This is a genomic window from Vibrio sp. OPT20, from assembly GCF_963889365.1.
GTDB classification, from domain to species: Bacteria; Pseudomonadota; Gammaproteobacteria; order Enterobacterales; family Vibrionaceae; genus Vibrio; species Vibrio splendidus.
Window position 1 is genome coordinate 182,245 of record NZ_CAWPOA010000058.1, and the last position, 22,984, is coordinate 205,228.

19 protein-coding genes are annotated in these 22,984 nt (G+C 45.4%); 11 read left to right on the plus strand and 8 right to left on the minus strand.

Annotated elements, in window-relative coordinates; translation table 11 throughout:
- The first annotated feature begins 5 nt into the window (after positions 1-5).
- The gene (locus AACR09_RS12980) at positions 6-920 is read left to right on the plus strand and encodes a LysR family transcriptional regulator (protein WP_017094849.1); all 915 of its coding nucleotides are present in this window, start codon (positions 6-8) and stop codon (positions 918-920) included.
- Positions 921-1,118: 198 nt separating this feature from the next.
- Here the strand turns inward: AACR09_RS12980 and AACR09_RS12985 are convergent, their stop codons facing one another.
- Positions 1,119-3,191: an alkyl/aryl-sulfatase gene (locus AACR09_RS12985; RefSeq protein ID WP_108111058.1), complete on the minus strand. Its 2,073-nt coding sequence runs from the start codon at positions 3,189-3,191 to the stop codon at positions 1,119-1,121.
- A gap of 188 nt (positions 3,192-3,379) precedes the next feature.
- Here AACR09_RS12985 and AACR09_RS12990 point away from each other — a divergent pair, with 188 nt between their 5' ends.
- Complete coding sequence (locus AACR09_RS12990) at positions 3,380-4,282, plus strand: LysR family transcriptional regulator (protein WP_193835133.1); 903 nt, start codon at positions 3,380-3,382, stop codon at positions 4,280-4,282.
- 90 nt (positions 4,283-4,372) lie between these two features.
- Here AACR09_RS12990 and AACR09_RS12995 read toward each other — a convergent pair whose 3' ends face one another.
- A complete protein-coding gene (locus tag AACR09_RS12995) occupies positions 4,373-5,272 on the minus strand; it encodes a DMT family transporter (protein ID WP_108109566.1) in 900 nt (299 codons plus the stop codon).
- 198 nt (positions 5,273-5,470) lie between these two features.
- On the opposite strand from AACR09_RS12995, the gene AACR09_RS13000 reads away from it, so the two are divergent.
- Entirely contained in the window at positions 5,471-5,860 is a 390-nt protein-coding gene (locus tag AACR09_RS13000; RefSeq protein WP_193835134.1) for a VOC family protein, read from the plus strand.
- A 51-nt stretch (positions 5,861-5,911) separates the two neighbouring features.
- The gene (locus AACR09_RS13005) at positions 5,912-6,436 is read left to right on the plus strand and encodes a hypothetical protein (protein WP_193835367.1); all 525 of its coding nucleotides are present in this window, start codon (positions 5,912-5,914) and stop codon (positions 6,434-6,436) included.
- 47 nt (positions 6,437-6,483) lie between these two features.
- Here the strand turns inward: AACR09_RS13005 and AACR09_RS13010 are convergent, their stop codons facing one another.
- Together AACR09_RS13010 and AACR09_RS13015 are read right to left on the minus strand one after the other, a co-directional pair.
- A complete protein-coding gene (locus AACR09_RS13010) occupies positions 6,484-7,863 on the minus strand; it encodes a hypothetical protein (RefSeq protein ID WP_193835135.1) in 1,380 nt (459 codons plus the stop codon).
- Positions 7,864-7,924: 61 nt separating this feature from the next.
- Positions 7,925-9,487 (minus strand): bifunctional metallophosphatase/5'-nucleotidase, encoded by a 1,563-nt coding sequence (locus AACR09_RS13015; protein ID WP_193835136.1) that lies wholly within the window; start codon positions 9,485-9,487, stop codon positions 7,925-7,927.
- Positions 9,488-9,792: 305 nt separating this feature from the next.
- Between AACR09_RS13015 and AACR09_RS13020 the strand changes: the two genes are divergently transcribed.
- The 3 genes from AACR09_RS13020 to AACR09_RS13030 all read left to right on the plus strand — a co-directional run bounded on the left by AACR09_RS13020 (position 9,793) and on the right by AACR09_RS13030 (position 13,134).
- Complete coding sequence (locus AACR09_RS13020; protein WP_193835137.1) at positions 9,793-11,232, plus strand: 6-phospho-beta-glucosidase; 1,440 nt, start codon at positions 9,793-9,795, stop codon at positions 11,230-11,232.
- A gap of 99 nt (positions 11,233-11,331) precedes the next feature.
- Positions 11,332-12,330: a LacI family DNA-binding transcriptional regulator gene (locus tag AACR09_RS13025; protein ID WP_193835138.1), complete on the plus strand. Its 999-nt coding sequence runs from the start codon at positions 11,332-11,334 to the stop codon at positions 12,328-12,330.
- A 240-nt stretch (positions 12,331-12,570) separates the two neighbouring features.
- Entirely contained in the window at positions 12,571-13,134 is a 564-nt protein-coding gene (locus AACR09_RS13030) for a sugar O-acetyltransferase (protein WP_193835139.1), read from the plus strand.
- A 64-nt stretch (positions 13,135-13,198) separates the two neighbouring features.
- On the opposite strand, the gene AACR09_RS13035 is transcribed toward AACR09_RS13030, so the two are convergent.
- Complete coding sequence (locus AACR09_RS13035; RefSeq protein WP_004732274.1) at positions 13,199-14,386, minus strand: MFS transporter; 1,188 nt, start codon at positions 14,384-14,386, stop codon at positions 13,199-13,201.
- 281 nt (positions 14,387-14,667) lie between these two features.
- On the opposite strand from AACR09_RS13035, the gene AACR09_RS13040 reads away from it, so the two are divergent.
- The 3 genes from AACR09_RS13040 to AACR09_RS13050 all read left to right on the plus strand — a co-directional run bounded on the left by AACR09_RS13040 (position 14,668) and on the right by AACR09_RS13050 (position 18,556).
- Positions 14,668-15,549 (plus strand): LysR family transcriptional regulator, encoded by an 882-nt coding sequence (locus AACR09_RS13040; RefSeq protein ID WP_017064026.1) that lies wholly within the window; start codon positions 14,668-14,670, stop codon positions 15,547-15,549.
- Between the two features lie 283 nt (positions 15,550-15,832).
- Positions 15,833-17,041, plus strand: coding sequence for an anaerobic sulfatase maturase (locus AACR09_RS13045; protein WP_228010566.1), 1,209 nt, complete (start codon positions 15,833-15,835; stop codon positions 17,039-17,041).
- A gap of 30 nt (positions 17,042-17,071) precedes the next feature.
- Positions 17,072-18,556 (plus strand): sulfatase family protein, encoded by a 1,485-nt coding sequence (locus tag AACR09_RS13050; RefSeq protein ID WP_193835141.1) that lies wholly within the window; start codon positions 17,072-17,074, stop codon positions 18,554-18,556.
- A gap of 129 nt (positions 18,557-18,685) precedes the next feature.
- Here the strand turns inward: AACR09_RS13050 and AACR09_RS13055 are convergent, their stop codons facing one another.
- Positions 18,686-19,360 carry a Crp/Fnr family transcriptional regulator gene (locus tag AACR09_RS13055; RefSeq protein ID WP_102491338.1) on the minus strand — a complete coding sequence of 225 codons (675 nt, stop codon included), beginning with the start codon at positions 19,358-19,360 and terminating at the stop codon, positions 18,686-18,688.
- Positions 19,361-19,507: 147 nt separating this feature from the next.
- Positions 19,508-20,005, minus strand: coding sequence for a hypothetical protein (locus AACR09_RS13060; RefSeq protein WP_193835142.1), 498 nt, complete (start codon positions 20,003-20,005; stop codon positions 19,508-19,510).
- 493 nt (positions 20,006-20,498) lie between these two features.
- Between AACR09_RS13060 and AACR09_RS13065 the strand changes: the two genes are divergently transcribed.
- Complete coding sequence (locus AACR09_RS13065) at positions 20,499-22,031, plus strand: phospholipase D family protein (protein ID WP_193835143.1); 1,533 nt, start codon at positions 20,499-20,501, stop codon at positions 22,029-22,031.
- 114 nt (positions 22,032-22,145) lie between these two features.
- On the opposite strand, the gene nfsA is transcribed toward AACR09_RS13065, so the two are convergent.
- A complete protein-coding gene (nfsA, locus tag AACR09_RS13070) occupies positions 22,146-22,868 on the minus strand; it encodes an oxygen-insensitive NADPH nitroreductase (protein WP_004732266.1) in 723 nt (240 codons plus the stop codon).
- Between the last annotated feature and the right edge of the window lie 116 nt (positions 22,869-22,984).

Here is a 22,984-nt window from a genome sequence, read left to right on the forward strand (position 1 = left end):
TATTGATGAACATTGAACATCTAAAATTGTTTGTGCGACTCGCGTCTACGCACAATATAAGTCAAGCAGGACAAGAGCTTGGGTTGTCACCTCCGGTAGCCAGTATTCATATCGGAAAGCTCGAAGAGAGCCTAGGTGCCCGTCTTGTGCATCGCACCACGAGAAAGGTTTCCCTGACCGAAGAAGGCATGGCATTTCTTCCTCACGCCAAGCAAATCCTTTTGAGTGTCGAAGCGGGTGTGGCCTCTGTCGGAACCGGTAATGAATTACCAAAAGGGGTGTTGCGAATATCTGCACCTTCTTCGTTTGGTCGCATGCATGTTATGCCTGCTTTGAAAGGGTTTTTGGCTAAGTATCCAGATCTGTCGGTGGACATTTCACTCAGTGACTCAATCGTCGATCTGGTCGATGGCGGATTTGATGTGGCGATTCGTAATGCGGAGCTACAAAACTCAAGCCTGATCGCTCGTAAGCTCTCGACTGATAAGCGTATTCTGTGTGCATCACCAGAATATCTGGCAGCTCATGGCTATCCGAAAACACCAGAAGACCTCAAGCAACATCAATGTATCAATCAAACCGGCTTAGAAGGTTGGACGTTCGATACGCCAGAAGGCGATGTCACCATCAAGAAAAAAGGTGCGATCCGTGTCGATCACGGTGAAGCGGTAAGGGATGTATGTGTCGATGGCTTGGGCATTGCCATGTGTGCGACTTGGATTGCTTATAAGCAGCTCGCGGAAGGCTCGCTGGTTGAGGTGTTGCCAGATTACCCTTTAAAGGATGAGGCGGCTATCTGGGCGGTATACCCGAGTGCCCAGTTGCTTGCGCCTAAGGTTCGCGTATTTATCGACTACTTTGTTCAATATTATGGTTCACCTTCTTATTGGGATTGCGAAGTAAACGGTCAAACTCAGTAAGTGATCAGTTTTAGTAAGCTATCGGTTTCATTAAGCTATCAGCTTCAGTAAGAGAGCAAACGCAGTAGCGTTCAAGAAGCACTTATTGAGAACAAATAAGAAAGCCCCGACCAAAAGGTAGGGGCTTGTTTTATGTTCTTTATCGAACGTTTTTTCTAGCTTACTGCTGTTGTTTTATCTATCTGGCGTTTCGGGCGTTTAATGCGCGTGTACCGCTGAATCTTGGTATAGCTCGGCATCAACTTCTTCGCCTTTGTTTGGACGTGGCACAATCTCAAAAGAGGTGTCAGCTTCTGTCAGTGAAGACAGCAGTTTGTTAAGCGATGTCTTGTCGCCTTTCACACCTGCTTGTCCGTCTTCTAACAGTTTCCCTAGGCTTGTTTTCTTAAGCACGATATCAGACACGTCAGACTTATTGATGATCAGTGTTGTATCCGCATCTTGCAGCTCGTTCACTTGAATGTTGTTCAGGTTACCGTTAGACATCTCAACGTAGTAGAACTCTTGCACGTCTGGTAGCTGAATATTCAACGTAAATGGTGTTTCTTGTGCTTTTAGCGAATCCACTTTAACTGCTAAGTAATCCAACAAGTTCTCAATGGTCATGTTCGCTAACACATCCGGAGATGCAGTCTTTGGTGCGCCCGGTTGTGTGCCAATACGAAGCTCTTGAGCGCCGGTTAGGTAGATGTTTCTCCAACCTGCACCTTCTGATTGATAACCCAACTGCTCGTAAGTATCAGCCAATAAGCCGCGTGCAACTTTGTTCTCTGGCTCAGCTTGAATCACCTTATTCAGTGCTGTTGCAACGAATCGGTATTCACCTTCTTGGAAGTCTTGCTGCGCTTTCTCAATCACAGCATCGCTGCCGCCCATGTACTCAACAAACTTCACCGATTCTGGCTCGATTGGTAATGGGTTTAGGTTAGCCGGGTTCATGTCGAAGTAACCAAGGTACATGTTGTACACAGCGCGAGCGTTGTGAGAGTAGGTACCGTGGTAACCATTGGTGTGCCAAGACTGTTGAATGCTATCTGGCATTACCTTGTAAATCTCGTCACCGATGTCTTGTAGAACCACACCGTTATTGGCTAAACGAAGCGTTTGGTTATGAGTAAAACCGTAAGCATCACGCTGCATTTTTAGGTAATCAGAAATCTCTTGTTCACCCCAGATTGGGGCTGAGTGAGACGCAAACAACACCTCTGTTTCTTCGCCCCAAGTGACTAACATTTCGTTGATCTTCTTAGACCATTTCAAACCATCACGTACTTTTGCGCCACGCAGCGTGTACAGGTTGTGCATACCTTGGTAGGTCAGTTCGCCAGTCCAGAGTGCTTTCATGCTGGGAATGTACGTCACCATTTCTGATGCCGCTTCGGTACCTGAAGCATCCATGAATTGCATTTCTAGGCCGTCGATAACCAGAGTTTCAATCTCTTCGTTATGGTTCAGCTCGTAGTCCGGCAGGACGTAAGTAATACTACCGGTTGATAGACCTTTAGACAGTGCCGCATCCACAATACCGTGTTCGTGTCGGTTCAGGGTAGCGCCATATTGATAGGCGGTACGACGAGACATTGCATTACCCGCCAATACGTTTTCGTCGACGATTTCTTTAGTGATGTTTTTCGAACCGTACACTTTTACATCTGGATACGCGTCTTTGATTGCTCTTGCGCCACCAAAGTGATCAGCGTGCGAGTGAGAGTAAATCATGGCAACGACTGGCAGTTCACCGCCGTCAGGCACATTGTTCTTGAAGAATTCGAGTGATTTGGCGGCTGATTCTTTGGTAAGAAGAACGTCGTAGGCGATCCAACCGTTGTCACTGCGAATGAAAGAGATAGACGCTAAATCCGCGCCTCGAACTTGGTAAACTTTACCCGGAACAACTTCATATAAACCTTCCGCCGCTTGGTTCAATACCGCTTGGCGCCACAGTGAAGGGTTTACTGAATCTGGTGCTTGGTCTGCATTCGTCACACTTGGGTCGATGAAGTTAAAGCTATTGCGAATGATGTCGCCCGTCTCTTGATCAAAGCTAGCAACAAGACCTTTATTGTTATTGTCGAAAGCGCGAGTGTCGGCAAAGTTCAGTGTTTTTGCGAACTCTTGGTTTGCTTTGGTGGTCATCTCGGTTGCGCTTTTGCCACCTTGATCGCCAATTTCGCTGAAGTGTGCGTGATCATGGTTAGCTGCAATCGCAGGGAATGCCAGCGAGATAGCTAGGAACAGTGATGCATTTTTGAACGTGCGAGAAGTTGTCATAAGAGCCTCTTCATTTCAGAATTTTGTTTCGTTGAGGCGATTATAGGAATAAGACATATAGCAAAAAATAAAGTAAGCTTTATTTAATACATCACGATTGGCTATGTATTGAATCATGCAATGGTTGGGCGACGAAGACGAATCCTGACCTATGATTGATTAAGACCACATTGACAGGGAGAGTAACGGTGAGCGACGTGGAAAAGTTGGATTTAAATCTATTGAGCGTGTTCTTAGAAGTGTATCGATTAAAGTCGATCACGCTTGCATCAGAATCGCTTGGTATGACTCAGCCCGGGGTTAGTGGAGCCTTGAAGCGACTCCAATCTCAGCTTGATACTGACCTGTTTATTCGTGAAGGGCGAGGGATCATTCCAACCAATGCTGCGGTGCAACTAGCAAGCCGAGTGGAACCTGCACTCGAGGGAATCACCAGCGCTGTCAGTACCTTGAAGCAATTCGATAATCAGCAGCATCATGTATTCCGACTTCTGGTTAATGAGATAGGTTTAACCAAGCTTCAGCCCCTTGTCGAGCAAGATGAAACGCTGGGAAATATCTCAATCGAATTCAATATGGTGCCGAATAACGAAGAAGAACTTCTGCAGAGTTTGAGCATGCAGCAAGCGGATCTCGCCATCGATATTCACTACCCGCAGGTCAATGGTTATATGAACCAGCAAGTGCTTGAGGATAAGTTGGTATTGATTGCTCGTAAAGGGCACCCAAGAATTGATGGCGTCGTGACCGAAGAGCAGTATTACGATGAAAAGCACATCACTTTTAGAATGCGTCGTTCTCGTCTTTATACGGCTGATTATTTCGCCAAGAAGGCCATCAAACAAAGAAAAGTGAGCTCAGAGTGTGACTCATTGATGATGATGTGTGTGTTGGTGTCAGGTTCTGATTGTGTCGGCAGTACTTCTCGTAGTTTTGCTAATCAATTTGCCGAGCGATTCCAGCTTCAAGTTCTTGATCAGCCGTTTGAGGTGTTGCCTGTGCAGCAATACATGATTTGGCATAAGAGAACGGAACCGACCCCTGCTCATCAGTGGTTGAGAAACAAGATCCAGCAATACATGGCCGTTTAATGGTTTCTATTGGTTAACCGCCAGCTGACTAGCTCTCCAACGTTATTCAAACATGTATTGCTGAGATTCTAAGTGCTCATTGGCATCTGATTAGCGAGCTACTCTTGCCGCTCGTTTCTGTTTTGCGCTCTCTATCATCCTAGAAGGTGTCATACCGGTCACTAACATGGTGCCGGTAATAACAAGAACCGAACCGAAAATGGTGTTAAGGCCAATCGCTTCGTCTAAGAACAGGTTGCCCCACAAGATGCCAAAAACAGGAATCAAGAAGGTGACAGACAGAGCCGAAGGCGCCCCCAATTCTGAAACGAGATTGAAGTAAAGCAGGTAAGCAAGGCCAGTACAAACGGCGCCTAATAAGAGAACTGATGTGGTGATGGTGAGATCTGGAGCCTCTCTCATTGGGATAAAGAAGACAAACGGCAACACGATTAATACCGCAGCCCACATGCTGCCATGAGCGTTATTGAATGCCTCAACTTTAGGTGCTTGTTTGGTATAGTTTGACGCTATTCCGTAGCTAAAGGCCGCCATCACCGCTGCAAAAATAGGAAGTATGGCTTCGCGGCCAATGTTCATCGCGTCCCAACCAACTAACACACCAACTCCCGTCACCCCAATACCTAGCCCTAATAGAACTCTTGCATCGAGTGTTGTTTTTGTCCATATCGCACCAATGATTGCCGCCCATATTGGCGCGGTAGAGTTCAAGATAGCGAGTGTCGAGGCGTTCAGTGTCTGCGCGGCATAAGCGAAAAACAAAAAGGGAAGTGCGGTATTAAACAAGCCAAGAATGAAAAAGTGTTTCGCATGGGCATTAAAAGAAAGCTTCCTTTTCAGATAAAAAGAAACCAAGAGTAGAGTGACGGCAGCGCACAGAACTCGCGCTTCAATCAGCACCGCAGGGCCCAGCGGATTAGCGGCAATTCTCATGAACAGAAACGAACCGCCCCATATCGCAGCGAGAGTTATTAGTTTTATAAAGTTCACGGCTTATATCTCAGAATGTGTAAAACACCGACTATGTAGGAAAGATAACTATTACACAAACATAGATACCAATACTGTGCGGTTATGGACATAAGATTGCGTCCATTAAATAGGAACAGTTTCAATGAATTTCGTTCTGTTTATTGTTCCTTATTTGATGAGTAATCTAGCGTTAGACATCAAACTTAGGTGAACAAAATGAAGATTGAACACATCGCTATTTGGACGAAACAACTCGACGTGTTGAAGCAGTTTTATGAAAACTATTTCGGTGCGACATCCAACGTAAAATATCACAACCCAACCAAAGGGTTTTCTTCATACTTCCTCTCTTTCGAAACAGGGAGCCGTTTAGAGATCATGGAAATGGACTCGGTGCCTGAATCGAAAGATGACATCTATGATCAATTTACGGGCTTCATTCATATGGCGATTTCATTAGGCTCGGAACAAGCGGTCGATGCACTCACTCAACGCTTGGTCGAAGACGGCTATGAGCGCTTAGATGGCCCAAGAAGAACAGGCGATGGCTATTATGAGAGCTGTGTACTCGATCCAGATGGTAATCGTTTGGAACTTACCGTTTAATGTAGAGACTTAATTGAGTTACTCATCTACTAACGGAACTGAGGTATGACAATGATGAAGCTTGCTGTGACTTTCCTTTTTAGTCTTGGGCTGATGGGATGTGCTACCTCAGAACCGGTGTATGAGCAGGAGGCGGACTCGAAGCCTGAACCATCCCAACCCATAGGTTACCTTGGCTTCAAAGCCCATCAAGAGTGGGCCATTCAATTTAACGATTGCACGGTCTACGATTTAACAGGCGCACAACCCTACCAGTGGTTTGATCGCATTTCAGCCGCTGTCAGCTGTTACACGTTTAAGCCAAACGATGCTATCGAACCTTTATCAGTCTATACCGACGCAGATTTTGCCAGCAATAAGCTAACGCCGATTAACCGCTTTCAAGAGCTGCAGGTATCAGAGTCAGGCTGGGGCAATTTTCCTGCCGTCTATGAGACCAACGGCACCAATTGGCTGAAAGTGAAAGAGGGTTGGATTCACCTCACACTTGCCGATCAGACACTCGTCCAGTTCTACCCAGGAACTCAAGACCAATCTGGCAAATCACAACACGACCAGTATTTTGAGCAGCATTGATGTTGGGGTGCCATTCGTTCTTATTATGATAAGAGGTTTGTACAGCTTTATTTGGAAGCTGAGGCGTTGAGTGTTGTGACTATTTTTAGAATTGATTCGAATTCACCTTCAGCGAAACATTGGCGTCTATCTTGGCTATAGGTGAAGTTGTATAAGTAGTTGAATATGGCACGCCAATGCTGCGACATCTGGTAAGAGATGCTCTTTTGATATTGGGTTGGAAGCCATTGAGTTAGCTGGTTCAAGTAGTCTTGGTGCCATTCAGTGCCGTTGAATTTAAGGTCAGGTTCTTTGCTTTCAGTTAGAGCGCATAGAGTGACATCCCAATAGCCACTTGGATATTGCTTAGTTTGAGTCGACCAGTTTTCTCCCCACCAACCAATACTCTTTTGTTCAATATCAGTCTCGGAATTGTTTTCCGAGGGTGTTGTGTATAGGTAATAAAGATTGTAATGACCAGTCATTATACCTTGGGTAAGGTTGGTGATAGCGCCACCGCGAATGAAACTCTCGTGTTCTAGAAAGAAGTCGAATCGGTGATGCTGAGGCAATATCTTAGACAAACTTATCCAATGGGCGTGGGCTGCATAAACGGGGCGAAGCACGCTTCCTTCATTGGACTGACACTCCATTTGATAGGTGTAACCTAATTCATCAAATTTACTTCTAGAGAAAATCTTATCGTAAGTCGCTTGAACGGTTGCTAAAGGTGAAGTTGACGACTCATCCGTTGTTTCGACGGAGTCTAAGTAATAAAGCCCTGCGGGGCTGTTCTGTGTGTCATGTCGATAAAAGTTGTCAGTGTCTAAGACATGGAAACCATACTGACTTTCGGTAGTCGAAAGGTTCCAGCATTTCAGGATATTTCCTTTTCCTGAGCGTGATAAAAATACGAAGCTTGAGGTGTGCAGCGACATGCTGCTTTCGGTCTTGCTAAGATACTTTTGAATCAGCAGTTGATTGAACTGTTGAAGTAATTGAGCCAGCTGTTTTATGCGCACGTAGAACAATTTGCTATTGAGTTGAGATAACCGTTGAAGATCTTTAGGTAATACGCCAGAAGTGAGCAGGGTTAACAAAGGCTGCAGTTTGCTACTGGTCTTGTGCGGATTGAGTAGGCTGAACACCGTTGAGCATTGTTTGCATTTAACACGCGGTGTGCCGATCTTTGTGCTCCCATAGGCGCTGGTTTCTGTGTGTTTTAAGCAAGCAGGGCATTCAATCTCAGGCAAGCGGAGTTGATTAGTTTCGATTTGCTTCTCTAAAGCGAGGGTCGGCTCGTTTTCCAGTATCGGAGTAAATGCCCCACACAAGGGGCATTTATAAGACGCGAAGCCTAATTGAGAGCTGCGCTGATAAAGGCTTAGATCAGGATTAGCTAGGTTAAAACAGTTATATGTTTTACAGCAATTGAACTGAGTTCTCATGAGTGTTGTACCTGCTAATCCCTTATACGTATCTTATGACGTAGGTTGTTGGATATCTCTGTTACTGACGACTTACATCGACTTGACGACCAAGTTCAGGAACTGTGATGTTTTTACGTTCTTGGAAACCTTCAATCATTACTTGCATGACCGGATCTCCGTTCGATAGTGTTTCGCCTTTATTAAATACGGTGTAACCATCGCCACCACTGGCCGCGTATGAATACGTCGCCACTTTGTACTTCTGATTCTCGGATACGGGCTTGCCGTTGATACTCAAGCTAATCAAACGCTCACCTTCCGGTTGTGTACTGTCGTAAGTGGCTTTGATCCCTGAGAATTGCGCCAGACCGTAAGGCAATGTGTAGCTGTATTCAAGCAGCTCTTGAACGTTGTCACCCGTTAATTCAACCACAGTTAGTGTGTCAGTAAACGGGAATAGGTTCATTACATTCTCACGAGTGACGGCACCTGGATTTAGGTCAACACGCAGGCTGCCTGAGCTGATCATCGCTATGTCAGCTTGGCCCGCATCTTTCATCAAATCAGCCACAAGGTTACCAACATTTGACTCTCGATAGTAACGACGTGATGCGGCTTTATCTAGGGTAGAAAGCTGATCTGCTAATGTTGGGTGAGCATCGCGAATTTTCTGAATCAATGCATAAGTCGCTTCGTCACGCTCTAATTTGGCAGATTCAACGGGAATCAATTTTCCACCTAAGAATTTCACATCATGCTTTTCGGTATCGACAGTAAATTTGGTGTAGCCAAGGTGCATGCCTTGACCAAAGGTTAAACCAATAACCGTGCCTGTTTTTGGATGAACGACTGGTTCAACTAAACCATTGTCAGAGTGGCCCCCGAAGATCACATCAACGCCTTTGAGCTTTCCGGCCATTTCGTAGTCTTCATCGAATCCGCGTTGAACTTCTGCATCGGCTTCTTTGTCGGTTTGCATTGGAGCCGTCTTGTTTTGGTGCGTTAGTACTACGATCATGTCGACATCATCGCGGATCTTATCAGCCCATTTTTGAGCTATTTCCGTAGGATCTTTGACGGTTAGCCCTTTACGGTTTCCTTTCCACATTGTGTTGTAGAACGCATCAATTCCCATGACACCAATTACGCCGATTTTAACGCCATCACGCTCAAGGATTGTGTAAGGTTGAGCAAACATCGAATCAGAAGCTTCATGGAAGATATTCGCGTTGAGCACAGGGAAACGAGCACGTGGCATAGTTTCTACCAGTGATTCCCAACCGTATTCGAATTCATGATTACCCAGTGTGATTACGTCATAACCCATTGAGTTATATAGGTCGAAAGGCAGCTTACCTTTCGACTTTTTAGAGAGTGCGCCCGTGTAAATATCACCAGCGTCTAATAGGAAACTGGTTCCTTCCTCAGCTTGAACGTTTTTGATCAACGTCGCCAAGTAAGGAATACCGCCAATCAGCTCAATGTCATCATTCCAGAACGCATCGACTGGTTCGTAAACACTTTCAATATCGTTGGTATGAAGCAGAGTGATCTCTTTTATTTCGGCTAAGGTTGGCATTGAAGCCACTGTCGTTAATACGGAGACAGCAAAGCATAAAGGTTTCATTTTAAGGTTTTTCATAGCGTGCTCATGTCAGTGAAGGAAACGTTTGCCATTTTAGAGAGCGCGAGTGGGATGAGTGTGCGCCAAAGCACAGTCCTTAGCCTAGGTTGAACCTAGAAACTAAGGAATTACCTTTTGAGTTGGTTTTAATGAAAAGAGTCGATTGGCAGGGATGAGCTCAAATCAATCCTAAGTTTGATCAAAAAATCATTGATGAAACCGGTTTCAATCTGTATCTTGGCTTTTGTTGAAATCGGTTTCAGAGCTGCAATGAGCTCTCTAATCCTGATCTTTTTTGCGAATAACTTGTAGCGAGTAATGGTATGAACAACGAATTTCCGAACGATTTTTTGTGGGGTGGTGCGGTTGCAGCGCATCAGCTAGAAGGCGGCTGGGATGCGAATGGCAAGGGTGTAAGTGTTGTTGATGTATTAACAGCGGGCGCTCATGGTGTACAACGTCGAATCACCGATGGTGTGATTGATGGAGAAAACTATCCAAACCAAGTCGCAGTGGATTTCTACCATCGTTACAAAGAAGACATAAAGTTATTCGCTGAGATGGGTTTTAAGTGTTTCCGTACCAGTATCGCTTGGACGCGTATCTTCCCAAATGGTGACGAAGCTGAACCGTGTGAAGCGGGTTTAGCGTTTTACGATGATCTGTTTGATGAGCTGTTGAAATACGATATTCAACCTGTGGTCACACTGAGCCACTTTGAAATGCCTTACCACCTAGCTAACGAATATGGCGGCTGGATGAACCGTAAAGTGATCGACTTTTTCGTTAAGTACTCAACTACGGTGATGGAGCGTTACCAGCACAAAGTGAAATACTGGATGACGTTTAACGAGATCAACAACCAGATGAACACTTCAGCCGACATCTTTGGTTGGTTATGTTCTGGCGTGAAGTTTCCACAATGTGAAAAGCCGCAAGAGGCGATGTATCAAGCGGTTCACCATCAGTTTGTTGCCAGTGCTTTGGTGGTTAAGAAAGGTCACGAGATCAATCCAGATCTTCAAATCGGCGCAATGTGTGCGATGGTGCCTTTCTATCCTCATTCTTCAAAGCCAGAAGATATTATGGTGGCACAGCAAGCGATGCGTGATCGTTATTTCTTCTCGGACGTGATGGTGCGTGGCCACTACCCAAATTACGCTAAGCGTGACTGGGCAATCAAAGGCTTCAATATTGAGATGCAGCCCGAAGATGAGCAAATCTTGAAAGAAGGTAAAGCGGATTACCTTGGCTTTAGCTACTACATGTCTAATACCTTGGATTCTTCTTCTCATCAATCGACTGAAGAAGCGATGGACGGCGGTCATGAGAACTCGGTCGATAACCCGTTCATCCAGTCTAGCGATTGGGGCTGGCCAATTGATCCAACGGGTTTGCGTTTCTGTTTAGCATCTCTTTATGAGCGCTATGAAGTGCCATTGTTCATCGTCGAGAATGGCTTCGGTGCTGTCGACACCATAGAAGAAGATGGCAGCATTAATGACGACTACCGCATCGCTTACCTTGGCGACCACATCAAAGAGATGAAAAAATCCGTTGCGATTGATGGTGTTGACTTGATGGGTTATACCCCTTGGGGCTGTATCGACTTAGTGTCGTTCACCACCGGTGAGATGAAAAAACGCTACGGATTCATTTACGTAGATAAGCACAACGATCAATCTGGCTCACTAGAACGCAAACGCAAGAAGTCGTTCGAGTGGTATAAAGGCGTGATTGCATCTAACGGTGCCACTATTTAGAATGCATTTCCCAGCGCAGTTATGTGAACTGTGAGCTGTCATTTTGCAATGAATTAGTCGGCCTATGTCGGCTAATTTTTTATAAAGGAAAAGAAGCGAATGGTAACCATGCTTGACGTCGCAAACCGCGCAGGTGTATCTAAATCGACTGTTTCTCGTGTCTTAAATGGCAAAAACATCGTGCGCCCAGATGTGGTGAAAAAGGTATTCGATGCGATTCAAGAAACAGGTTATCGACCGAACTTGTTGGCCCAGCAATTGGCGACCAAGAAGACCAATTTCATCGGCTTTGTAATCACTAATGAGTTGTTCAATGGCCCTTACTTTTCTTCCTTGATGTATCACGCGGCTTCTTATAGCGAAAAGTCGAATCACCAATTGGTGATCACCGATGGCAAACACAGTGCTGAAGACGAAGTAAAGGCGATCAACTTCCTGCTGGATATGAAGTGCGCGGGCATCATCATCTATCCGCAATGCTTAACCGAAAGCGAGATTGCAAAGATCATCGACAGCACTGACACACCTATTCTGGTACTCAACCGAGAAATGCCGTCGAAGCCCAATCATGCTATCACCACCGACCACTATCAGAGCGCTTGTTTGATGGTTGAACACATCATCGAGCAAGGCCATACAGACATTGCAGTGATTCGTGGTAAAGCCGGTTCTTCGACTGATGAGTTGCGTTACCAAGCTTATCAAGATGTCTTAACTAAACAGGGTATTACATTGGATGAGTCCAAGGTTGTTCGAGGTGATTGGACGATGGAGAGCGGTTATCACACGGCTCAGGCTCTGGTAAAAAGCAAAACCACGTTCACTGCTATCTTGTCTGAAAACGATGATATGGCGATTGGTGCGATTAAGGCGTTAACTGAACTTGGGTATTCGTTGCCTCAAGATGTTTCGATCGTCGGCTTTGATAACAGCAAAGTGGGGGCGTTTTTAACGCCAAGCTTAACGTCTGTCAGTGTGCCATTAGAGCAAATGACGCAAAAGGCGATCCTGCAAATTGTCGGTGAAACAGAGCAAGCGACCACCATCAATGCCACTGGTAGTTTGGTGTTACGTGATTCGATAGCGAAGCTAAATTAGCACTGATCGAATTTCATATTTCACCTACAAAAAGTGACGAGCTGCGCATCTCTTCAACCAAGCTCAAACACTCCTTATTCACTGTTATTTAGATGTGCGATATTGCGTTTTTGGTCGATGAATTGACCAGCATTAGTTAAGTAATGTGAAAACAGTTAAGTAATGTGAAACTAGCTAAGTAATATGAAAATAACTAAGTAATATGAAAATAGCTAAGTGATGTGAGAACAGGTAAGTAACGTGAAAACAGAAAAACAAAAAATGCTAGCAGGCGAACCTTATCAGGCTTGGGATAAAGAGCTTTATGCCGCTCGTATCGAATGTCGTAAGGTGCTTCAAAAACTCAATAACAGTATTCCTGACACACCTGAATGGGAAGCAGCAACGCAAGAGCTTTTTCCGGGTTGTGAGAACGCGCACCTAGAGCCCCCATTTCGTTGTGATTACGGCTCGAACATCAAGCTGGGCAAGAACTTCTACGCTAACTTTAACTGCGTGATTTTGGATGTGGCTGAAGTGACCATTGGCGACAATGTGCTGCTTGGTCCAAACGTTCAAATCCTGACCGCAGGCCATCCACTTGATGTGAAAGGCCGAGTTGAAGAGGGTGTTGAGTTTGGCACTCCGATTAATGTTGGCGACAATGTTTGGCTTGGCGGCGGTGTGATCATTTGCCCAGGTGTCACTATTGGCGAAAACAGCGTGATTGGCGCAGGCAGTGTGGTAACTAAAGACATCCCAGCCAATGTGGTTGCAGTCGGTAACCCATGTAAAGTGCTGAAATCGATCGATAACGGACAATAATCAGATTTAAATGACAAAGCCCGAACCTAGGTTCGGGCTTTGTTTTTTCTATCCTTGCTAGATGCTAGATGCTAGATGGAACAGCTTGTTGTGCTTGCTTCTTATCTAACGCACCACTGAATCGAGTCAGAACAAGAGCGATCAAAACAATCACAGCACCTACCCAAGGGGTGTTCATTAATCCAGATTTCGCGACAATCAAACCACCACCCCACGAGCCCAATGCAATACCGACGTTGAAGGCTGCAATGTTCAACCCAGAAGCGACATCGACTGCGTCTGGTGTGTATTTCTCAGCCAGTTTCACAACATACACTTGTAGCCCCGGAACGTTACCGAATGCGAATGCACCCCAAACCAAAATGGTAGCAACAGCTGCGTAAGGGTTTACTGCGGTAAAGTTGAATACCACCAGTACCGCGGCTAAACCTGAGAAGATAACGGTCAGTGCTTTAATTGGGCCCATCTTGTCAGCCATCTTACCACCCCAGATGTTACCTACCGCGACTGAAACACCGTAAACCAACATGATTAAGCTGATTGAGCTCGAATCAAATCCTGATACATTTTCCAGTATTGGAGCGAGGAACGTAAACGCTGTGAATGTACCGCCATAACCTAGTGCTGTGATAGCGTAAACCAACAGTAAGCGTGGTTGAGTTAGAACCTTTAGTTGTGCCGAAATCTTCGCCGCTGGTGGTTGCTTAAGGTTGCTTGGAACCAAGATAGCGCTGCCGATAAGAGCAATAAGACCAAGCAGAGCAACGATCAAGAAGGTCGCTTGCCATCCAAAGGTTTGGCCGATATAAGTGCCCAGTGGTACTCCAGTTACCAATGCAACCGTTAAACCCGTAAACATGATCGCAATGGCACTGGCTGCTTTATCTCTTGAAACCAAACCTGTCGCGATGGTCGATCCAATCGAGAAGAACACGCCATGGGCAAGGCCGGTCAAAATTCGTGCGGCGATCAGCGTGTTATAACCCGGAGCTTGCCACGCCAATAAGTTACCAATGACAAACAATGCCATCACGGTTAGCAGCACCGCTTTACGATTCCATTTGCCGGTTAATGCCGTTAATACTGGTGCGCCAATAGCAACGCCAAGCGCGTATAAACTGACTAATAGGCCTGCCGATGGCAGAGATACATTCAAGTCGCTCGCCATGGTAGGAATCAAGCCTACGATGACAAATTCTGTGGTTCCGATGGCAAAGGCGCTGAGCGTCAATGCAAGTAATGCTAATGGCATAATCATCTCTCTTACTGTTCTTTGTTAAATACCGAGCGCGATAAAATGGGGCAGCTTGTGACTGCAATAGGAGCGCTTCGTTTGATAGCGAGGATTATCTAGTAATATATATTTGTGATAAATGACGTTATTAACAAATAACCTTTGTTAAATTTGTAATAATTGAAAAGTTAACCGATCATTGGATTAAGCTGATGAGATCGAAAAGACATAGATGATTTGAGCTGTGATGAGCACAAGCGAAATGACATTAAACAAAATGAAGATAGCGAAGGAGCCTTATGTTAACCCGTTCAGATGATTTAGAAATGGTACTCACCGTTGTCGATGCTGGTGGTTTTTCTGCGGCGGCAGAGGCGCTGGATGTGCAGGTCGCCAAGGTGTCTCGTTCGGTGAGTAAGGTTGAGTCGCAACTCGGCGTCTCAATATTCAACCGAACAACGAGACGCGTGGAATTGACGGAGGAAGGGCGGCAGTTTGTCGATTCAGTCAGGGTGGGATTACAGATGATCCAGAGCGCGGAAGAAGAAATCGTGTCGCGCGGTGAGTTGCCAAAAGGTCGTTTAAGAGTCGATGCCGCCAGTCCATTCGTATTCCATCAGCTAGTGCCGTTGGTGCAGTCATTCAAAGAGGCTTACCCAGACATTGAGTTGGAACTCACTTCCAACGAAGGCTTTGTTGATCTTCTAGAAAAGAGAACCGATGTTGCGATTCGAATCGGTAAGTTGTCCGATTCAACACTGCACGCTCGCCCTTTAGGAAAAAGCTTACTCCATATTGTGGCGTCACCTGATTATCTCGCTAAGCGTGGGCTACCCACCAAACCTGAAGATTTGAGTTCGCATCAAATTGTGGGATTTGCGGGTAACAAAGTGCTTAACCATTGGCCTTTACCAAACCAAAGTGACGTCGCGCCTACTGTGACAGCCAGTAATGGTGAAACCGTGCGTCAACTAGTCTTAGCTGGAAATGGGATTGCTTGTCTGTCGGGGTTTATGGTGCAGGAAGATATGGCAGCAGGGCGTTTAATCCCTATTCTGGAACAAGACAAACTTGCCAACACAGACCGAGAGCGAGTGAATGCGGTTTATTACAAGTCGTCCTCTGTCTCTAAACGTATCTCGGCGTTTATTGACTTTATTCAGCCCCGTTTGAGCTTGTAGGAAAGAATGAAACACTCTTTAGCAGCACACAGCCAAACCGTTATTTGCATCGTTTGAGAACGGGTATTCGTATCAATGTTTAGAGAGCACATATTGTTGTATTGAGATTCGATAGGTGGATGTGATCTCAATAGCGTTTACTGACTTTCACTGATTAAAACCACCGCTTTTCGGACATTTGTCCTATTGACGAAGCTTATCAATTTTTAGCATGCTCATATCGAAATTGAGTAGGTAATCGAAGATGGGTATAGATACTTTTTCACCTCAAGGCTGTCATGTTATGGCAAAGCCTTCGGGTTCTAAATGCAACATTGATTGCAGCTACTGTTTCTATCTTGAAAAAGAAAAACTCTATCCTGAATCTGCCAGTTCACCGACCTCTTGGAAGATGGATGATGCCACGTTGGAGCGTTATGTTATCCAACATATTGAAGCGCAATCTTCCAATGAGGTGACTTTTGCTTGGCAAGGTGGCGAACCGACGTTGTTGGGGTTGGCTTTCTTCGAAAAAGCGATGGCTCTGCAAGCTAAATACGGCTTCGGTAAAACCATCACCAATACTCTGCAAACCAACGGCTTATTGCTTGATGAGTCGTGGTGTCAGTTCTTCAAAGATCATCAGTTCTTAATTGGCATTTCGGTTGATGGTCCACAACATCTGCATGATGCCTATCGTAAAACACGCTCAGGGAAACCTACCCACCACAAAGTTGAAGCGGCGATTAATCTGCTCAAATCCTTTGGTGTTGAGTTTAATACACTAACCGTTATCAGCGATGTGAATGCCAAATCTCCGTTAGAGGTGTATCACTACCTTAAGGCGATCGGAAGTGCGCACATGCAGTTCATTCCGTTGGTGGAACGTGAAGCCCAACAGCAAACGGAAGTTGGATTAACCCTGTTACATCCTGGGCGGTCGGAAGCGGTAGCTCTTTGTGATTGGAGTGTGGGTTCAGAACATTACGGCTTGTTTATGGCTGCGATTTTTAGAGAGTGGGTACGGCAAGATGTCGGAAAGGTGTGGGTGCAACTTTTTGAGAATACCTTCGCAATGACATGTGGCCAACCAGCGCAGTTGTGTGTGTTTTCAGAGACGTGCGGCAGCGCTTTTGCGATGGAAAACAACGGCGACATTTACGCTTGTGACCACTATGTATTTCCAGAATTTAAGCTTGGAAACATTCATACCACTACCATCAAAGAGATAAACGAAAGCCAGGCGAATCAACAGTTTGGTGAGAAGAAAAAACACTCACTTTCTCAAGATTGTTTACGCTGTGAATTTCGCTCTGTATGCCATGGCGGTTGTCCAAAACATCGCTTTGCTTTCTCGTCTTCTGGTAAGCCCGATCAGAACTACCTTTGCCTTGGTTATAAAACATTTTTCTCTTACTCAGCCCCTTACATTGATTTAATGAAGAAGCTCTATCAAGCCGGGCATCCTGCTGCTGCCATTATGCAAATCATCAAAAACAAAGAATCCCAATAACCCACCCCTTGAATATTCATGGAGTCGAACATGAAAAAATTCCCGCTTAGTGCGGTTTCAAAAGCGTTTGCTCTCGCGGCAGTGACCTGCTCGGGCAGCGTTATCGCTGAAGACGTCAAACAACCTCAACAGCCGAATATTGTGGTCATCATGGCCGACGATCTTGGTGATTGGGCGACAAGCCACCATAACAAATACGTTGAAACACCCAACCTAGAATATCTTTCCGAAACCGGTGTTCGTTTCGAGAATGGTATGACGCCAGCGCCTGTGAGCTCTGCTGCACGAGCTTCATTCCATACTGGTAAAATGCCCTCTCAGCATGGTGTGTATGATTTCTTAGCGGAAGACCCTAAGTTTGATGCCGGTTGGTTAGATGGTGAGAAATTGCTGTCGGAACGTTTACAAGACGAAGGCTATCGTACCGCTTTAATTGGTAAGTGGCATGCCACGACGGACAGCAAAGAGCCGATTCGTGGCTTTGACCGTTGGTTAAGTTACGACGCGTTAGAAGCGGGTTGGAAAAACCAATACCTACATTCAGGAACGGTGTTGTTCTCGCGAGATGGCGAGAATGAAGAACACACCGGTATTCAAGCGCAGTTCTTAACCAAAGAGACCATTAAGTTCATTGATGAGCCAAGTGATAAGCCTTTCTTTGTTAGCCTTAACTATGTTGAGCCGCATTTCCCCTTTGAAGGTTTACCAGAACGATTGGTAGAGAAATACCGCGATATTGCCCATAAAGTGGTGTCTTATGGTGGGAACTCTGTGCTTGAACACATGAGTGCTTATACCTTGGTGCCGTCTGATCATGAAGAGAAACTGGCGCAATATCTGGCTGCAGTGACTTTACTGGATGAACAAGTCGGCCAGTTGATCGATGGTTTAGAGGGACGTGGTTTGATGGATAATACCGTGATCGCTTTTGTTTCTGATCATGGCTTGTTGATGGGGCAATATGGCTTATACGGTAAGATCAACGCCAGCTTCCCATACAATTTCTATGAAGAGACGATTCGCGTGCCTTTCATCATCAAAGGCCCTGAAGGCATGGTGCGTCAGAAACAAGTGCGTGGCGAGTTTGTCGATATCTTAGATCTTCATACTACGATCATGGATCTGGCGAGTAAGGGGGAAGGTTACGATACCAGTTATGGTCCGGGTAAATCCTTGTTACCAATGATGAAGGGGGAGCGCGTTCGAGATTGGCGTCAGTTCCAATTCTCAGAGCGAGGCAATGCGCGAATGATCACTAACGGTCATTGGAAGTTAGTGCGTTACTACAATAAGAAAAATGAGCCTATCGATCATTGGTATGACTTGAGTAACCCGATGGGTGAGGCGTATATCGCAGAGCCACCACGTCAAGCGGTTCAAGATACGATGACAAAAGCGTTGGATGAATTTTTTGCTCAGTACTCCAGTGATGAATACTCAGGTTTGAACATGTGGAAGATGGCTTACCCTAATTTCACTACTGAGAAAATCATTGAACATGAGCTGTGGAACTAACTCATCGTTTCTTCAAGCTTAGTCTTAATGATTGTCGATGATCAAAATAAACGGTGGCCTATGGGTCACCGTTTTACGTTTGTAGGAGCGTTGGAATAAGTGAATAAATTAATAAGTATTAGAGCGAAGTTATTGCTTTTCGGACTCTTTTAAACGAGTCGCTTCGAGTTTGTCTAGATTGATGATTCGAATACTTTTGCGTGTGACTGAAATCGCCCCGCTATCATTCAGCTGTTTCAATATTCGATTGTAAACACGCAGGCTCGTGCCTAATCGTTCACACTCTAAGCTTTTGTTTACGATGTAATCTTTTTCTGGATTCAGGCTGTGAAACTGCAACAAATCATCAATCACACAGTAGGTAATAGAGTGCAGGATATTGCGCGACATTCTCTCGACCGATAAATACCATTTGGAGGTTAGGTGTTTAAAAGTATGTGCCGCCAAGATAGGGGTTTGACAGATGAGCTCTGCAAATATTGCCCCATTCATGATGAACCCTTCACAATCAGATTCAGCTTTTACCGAGTAGAAGCAGGGCTTCCCTGAAAACAGTTCCATAAGCCCTAAAAAGCCATTGTGATTGAAAGTGCCTACCTGATATCGACGACCGTAACGTGAGCTGCGAGCGACAGAAATAGCGCCATCGGTGATGAATATAATGTCGGTTATCTCTTGCCCTTGCTGAAAGATAGGCTCGCCTTTCTTTATCGCATGTTTACGAAAAGAGAGTGCTTTGTCGTTCTCGGAGAGAAAGTCGAGGATCTGCGATGTGAAGTAGATATCATCTTCGGTGATCAGCATAAGGTGATTAGCTCTGAACGTATTTCCTGTAGTTAGTACACCATTGTATAAGAAAAGCGCTAGAACAAAAGCGGACAAAAAGCCCCACAGTGAAAACGATGGGGCTAAGTCATTTATGTTTCAGGCTAACGGAGTAGGTAATAGCGATTAAAACCCACCAGCCCAAGCATCGAAGTCATCAATATTGTCGAGTTCTTGCTGGCTTCTTGGCGCAGGGTAATAAGGCAAGGCTAACCTTTGAACGGAAGGTTGCAGTTCCCAATCAGGTGTAACCTTGAGTCGGGTTAACTCATCGTTGAGGCACACAAACATATAGTAGCCATCGGCATGGGTATTGGCGTAACTCGCGATAGTTGCGATATCACCGGAAGGTAATTTTACATCTCGGCCGAGCGGGTAAAGTTGGTGCAAAGCGAAGCTGACTTTAGAGTCTTTCAGCTTGCCTTGTTTAAAGCGTTCTAGGCCAATCGCGGTTGAGGTCGTGCGCGGCTTCCACCCTGTGAGGAACAATCCACTCAAGTTATCTTGGAACGGCTTACCCTTTCGGTTGCCTTCATTGGTAATGAATTGAACCGTCAGCGTGTCTCCCGATTCTTGCAGAATTTCTAAAAACTGTTCACCAGTACGATCGACCAAAAGCTTCATAATATCCAGCTACCATCAAGAATGAGAGACGATAAAGGGTACTACTATAGGGGAGGCTTGTGTAGGGACGATAAACGTTATGTAGTGTGAACAATGTTTTCGGTGTTGATCCTTACATGTCCCTTAGATCAACAACAGCTTTAGCGCTTACGTAAGTAATGAGTTTGCACAATCTCATATAAGTAAGTTGACACGCCTGTTAGTGTGAAATCAAGCGGTGAAACTAGATCTCCAAACAATGGTGAAGCATCACCCAGACCGAACAGACTCACCATCGAAATGGTAGAAAACCCGCTAAGTTTATATTGCCTGACACTCACTCAACTTAGGTGATTTGTAGGTCAATTTACTGATCTTCAAATTTATACTGGATAATTACCTATAAATTTCAGGATTTAGCAGTAATAATCAATGAATAGATCGGAATAGCTTGTTCATTGAAAAGCTGTACGGAAAGTTTCTAAAGACGCATCGTGAAAAGGAAGTCAGATACATGCCTGTGCTCCAACGCATCAGTTTAACGTTAATCTTAATCGCCGTTTTAGGTGGGTGTTCTTCACTTCCTGAAGGCATCGATCATCCAACAGAACCGCCAACCTCTCCTGCACCTAGTTCTTTATCGGTTCTAACCAATGAATTTCAGCCTGAAGCTTTAGAGCAAGGCACCACCGCGGTTCGTCTGCAAGAGTCTGGTTGGGATGCTTTGGCACAGCGATTAGCACTGGTCGAAAGTGCCGAGCACACCATCGACATTCAATACTACATCTGGAACTCTGACGAATCGGGCAGCTATCTCGCTAGCCGTTTGTTAGCCGCGGCTGAGCGTGGTGTGAAGGTGCGCGTAATGTTGGATGATATCAACCTCAATGAACGTGAAGGTTTGCTGTCGGCACTGGATGCGCACCCTAACGTCGAGATTCGTATCTTCAATCCAACGCCAACACGCCGTGGCTTCAGTAAATGGCTGAGCTTTGTCGGTGACTTTTCTCGCTTAAATCGCCGTATGCACAATAAGTCGTTTACCGTAGATGGTACTTTGTCTGTGGTGGGTGGCCGTAATATCGGTGATGAATACTTTGACCTTTCTGATGAAATCAATTTCCGAGACCGCGATGTATTAGTCATGGGCTCGGTAGTTAACACCATCCAAACCAGTTTTGTTGAATACTGGAACAGTCGTTGGTCTTACCCTGTCGATATGCTGGGTGATGACGAACAACCTGATCTCTCGAAGATAGATAATATTGTCGTTCCGCATTATCAAAATTATCCTGAATTACCATTAGAGCGTAAGGCTGCTGATAGTTTACTGAAAGAGGTGGTTGGTGAGATGACTTGGGTGAATGCGCGTTTTGTTTATGATCAACCCGTCCCTGATGACTCCGATAATACTGATGAACCGAAAGCGACTGCGATTCTTCTAGGGAAGTTAGCGAGTGAATCGAAACAAGAGATCTTGTTGGAATCGGCTTACCTTGTATTCGATGATGGTCAGCTTGAAGAGTGGCAGGTATTGAACAACAAGGGCGTTGAGATAAAAGCGCTAACGAACTCTATGGCCTCTAATGATTTGGTGACTAATCACTCTGCTTATGCGGGCAGACGTTACGATATGTTAGAGCATGGCATTGACTTGTTTGAGCTAAAACCAGAGTCTAAGCTTTGCGAAGTATCGACTCAAGATGTGTCGAAATGTGCGCCTGAGACGGCCTATGGCTTGCACGCAAAATCAGTTGTATTCGACCGCAGCATCGCGAGCATCGGCTCATTTAACTTCAACTTGCGTTCTACCTACCTCAATACTGAATCGGTTTTGATCATCGAGAATAAAGAGATTGCTGAAACGTTGGCTGACACCATTGAGCAAGCGATGAGTGATGATAATAGTTGGCGCTTGGAACTGGAAGACGGTGATGTGTATTGGTATTCAGGCGATCAACGTTGGGACAGTGAACCAGAAACGGGTAAGTGGGAACGAATGCAATCAGGTTTCCTACAGCTGTTACCGATTGAGAAATATCTGTAAGCTAGCCGCCTCGGGTAAATAAAAATGTCAGCGTATTTTACGCTGACATTTTTGTTTGTACTGCTGTTTGCTGTGGTTTGTTGCAAGCTATTAATGGCTTAACGGCTTAACGGCTTAACGCTTGGTCAGCTGCTTGCTGTTCAAGTAAGGCAGAATGTGCGGGCGAGATTCGCCAGACAACTTCTGTGTGATCTGTTGTGACCAACTGCTTTGCTTCTGATTGCTTGAGCGGTTCGCGTAGTAGCTTTGCATTGAATCGTCGTAGCTGGCAATTTCATCTAAGCTCAACGGTTGGTATTGATTTTCGTGCATGACCACGTGAGCAGGAAGGCGAGGTTTGACTTCAGGCTGCTGCGCAGGGTGACCTAAACACATCCCAAATAGCACGGCCGTGTGTTGTGGAAGTTCCAGTAGTTCATCGACTTGTTGCGCGCTGTTACGCAAGCCACCGATGTACACGCCACCTAAACCAAGAGACTCCGCAGCCAGCATACAGTTTTGCGCCATGATGCCAGAATCGACTGCGCCAATCAGGGTCAGTTCAGTAAAGTCGGTTTTCACTTCAGGGTTGATTTGAGCGTGGCGTTGATAGTCGATACAGAACACCAAAAACTCAGCCGCGTTCTCAACGTAAGCTTGGTTGCCTGCGTATTCGGCTAACAGTTTGCGCTTCTCTTTGTCTGTCACTCTCACGATAGAAACAGCCTGCAGTAAACTGGATGATGAAGCCGCGAGACCTGCCTGAATAATCACATCAAGTTGTGCTTTTTCAATCGGTTGATTTGTATATTGACGAATGGAGCGGTGCCCCAGAATAGTTTCAATCGTGCTGTTCATAACTCTCAGACAGTCCTTGTGATGATGACGTAGAGAATCACAATAACGACAATTACCATGAGCGTAAAGGGTGTTTGAGCCTTTCTGGTTGACATATTTCAGCAGCGTCAGCCCAG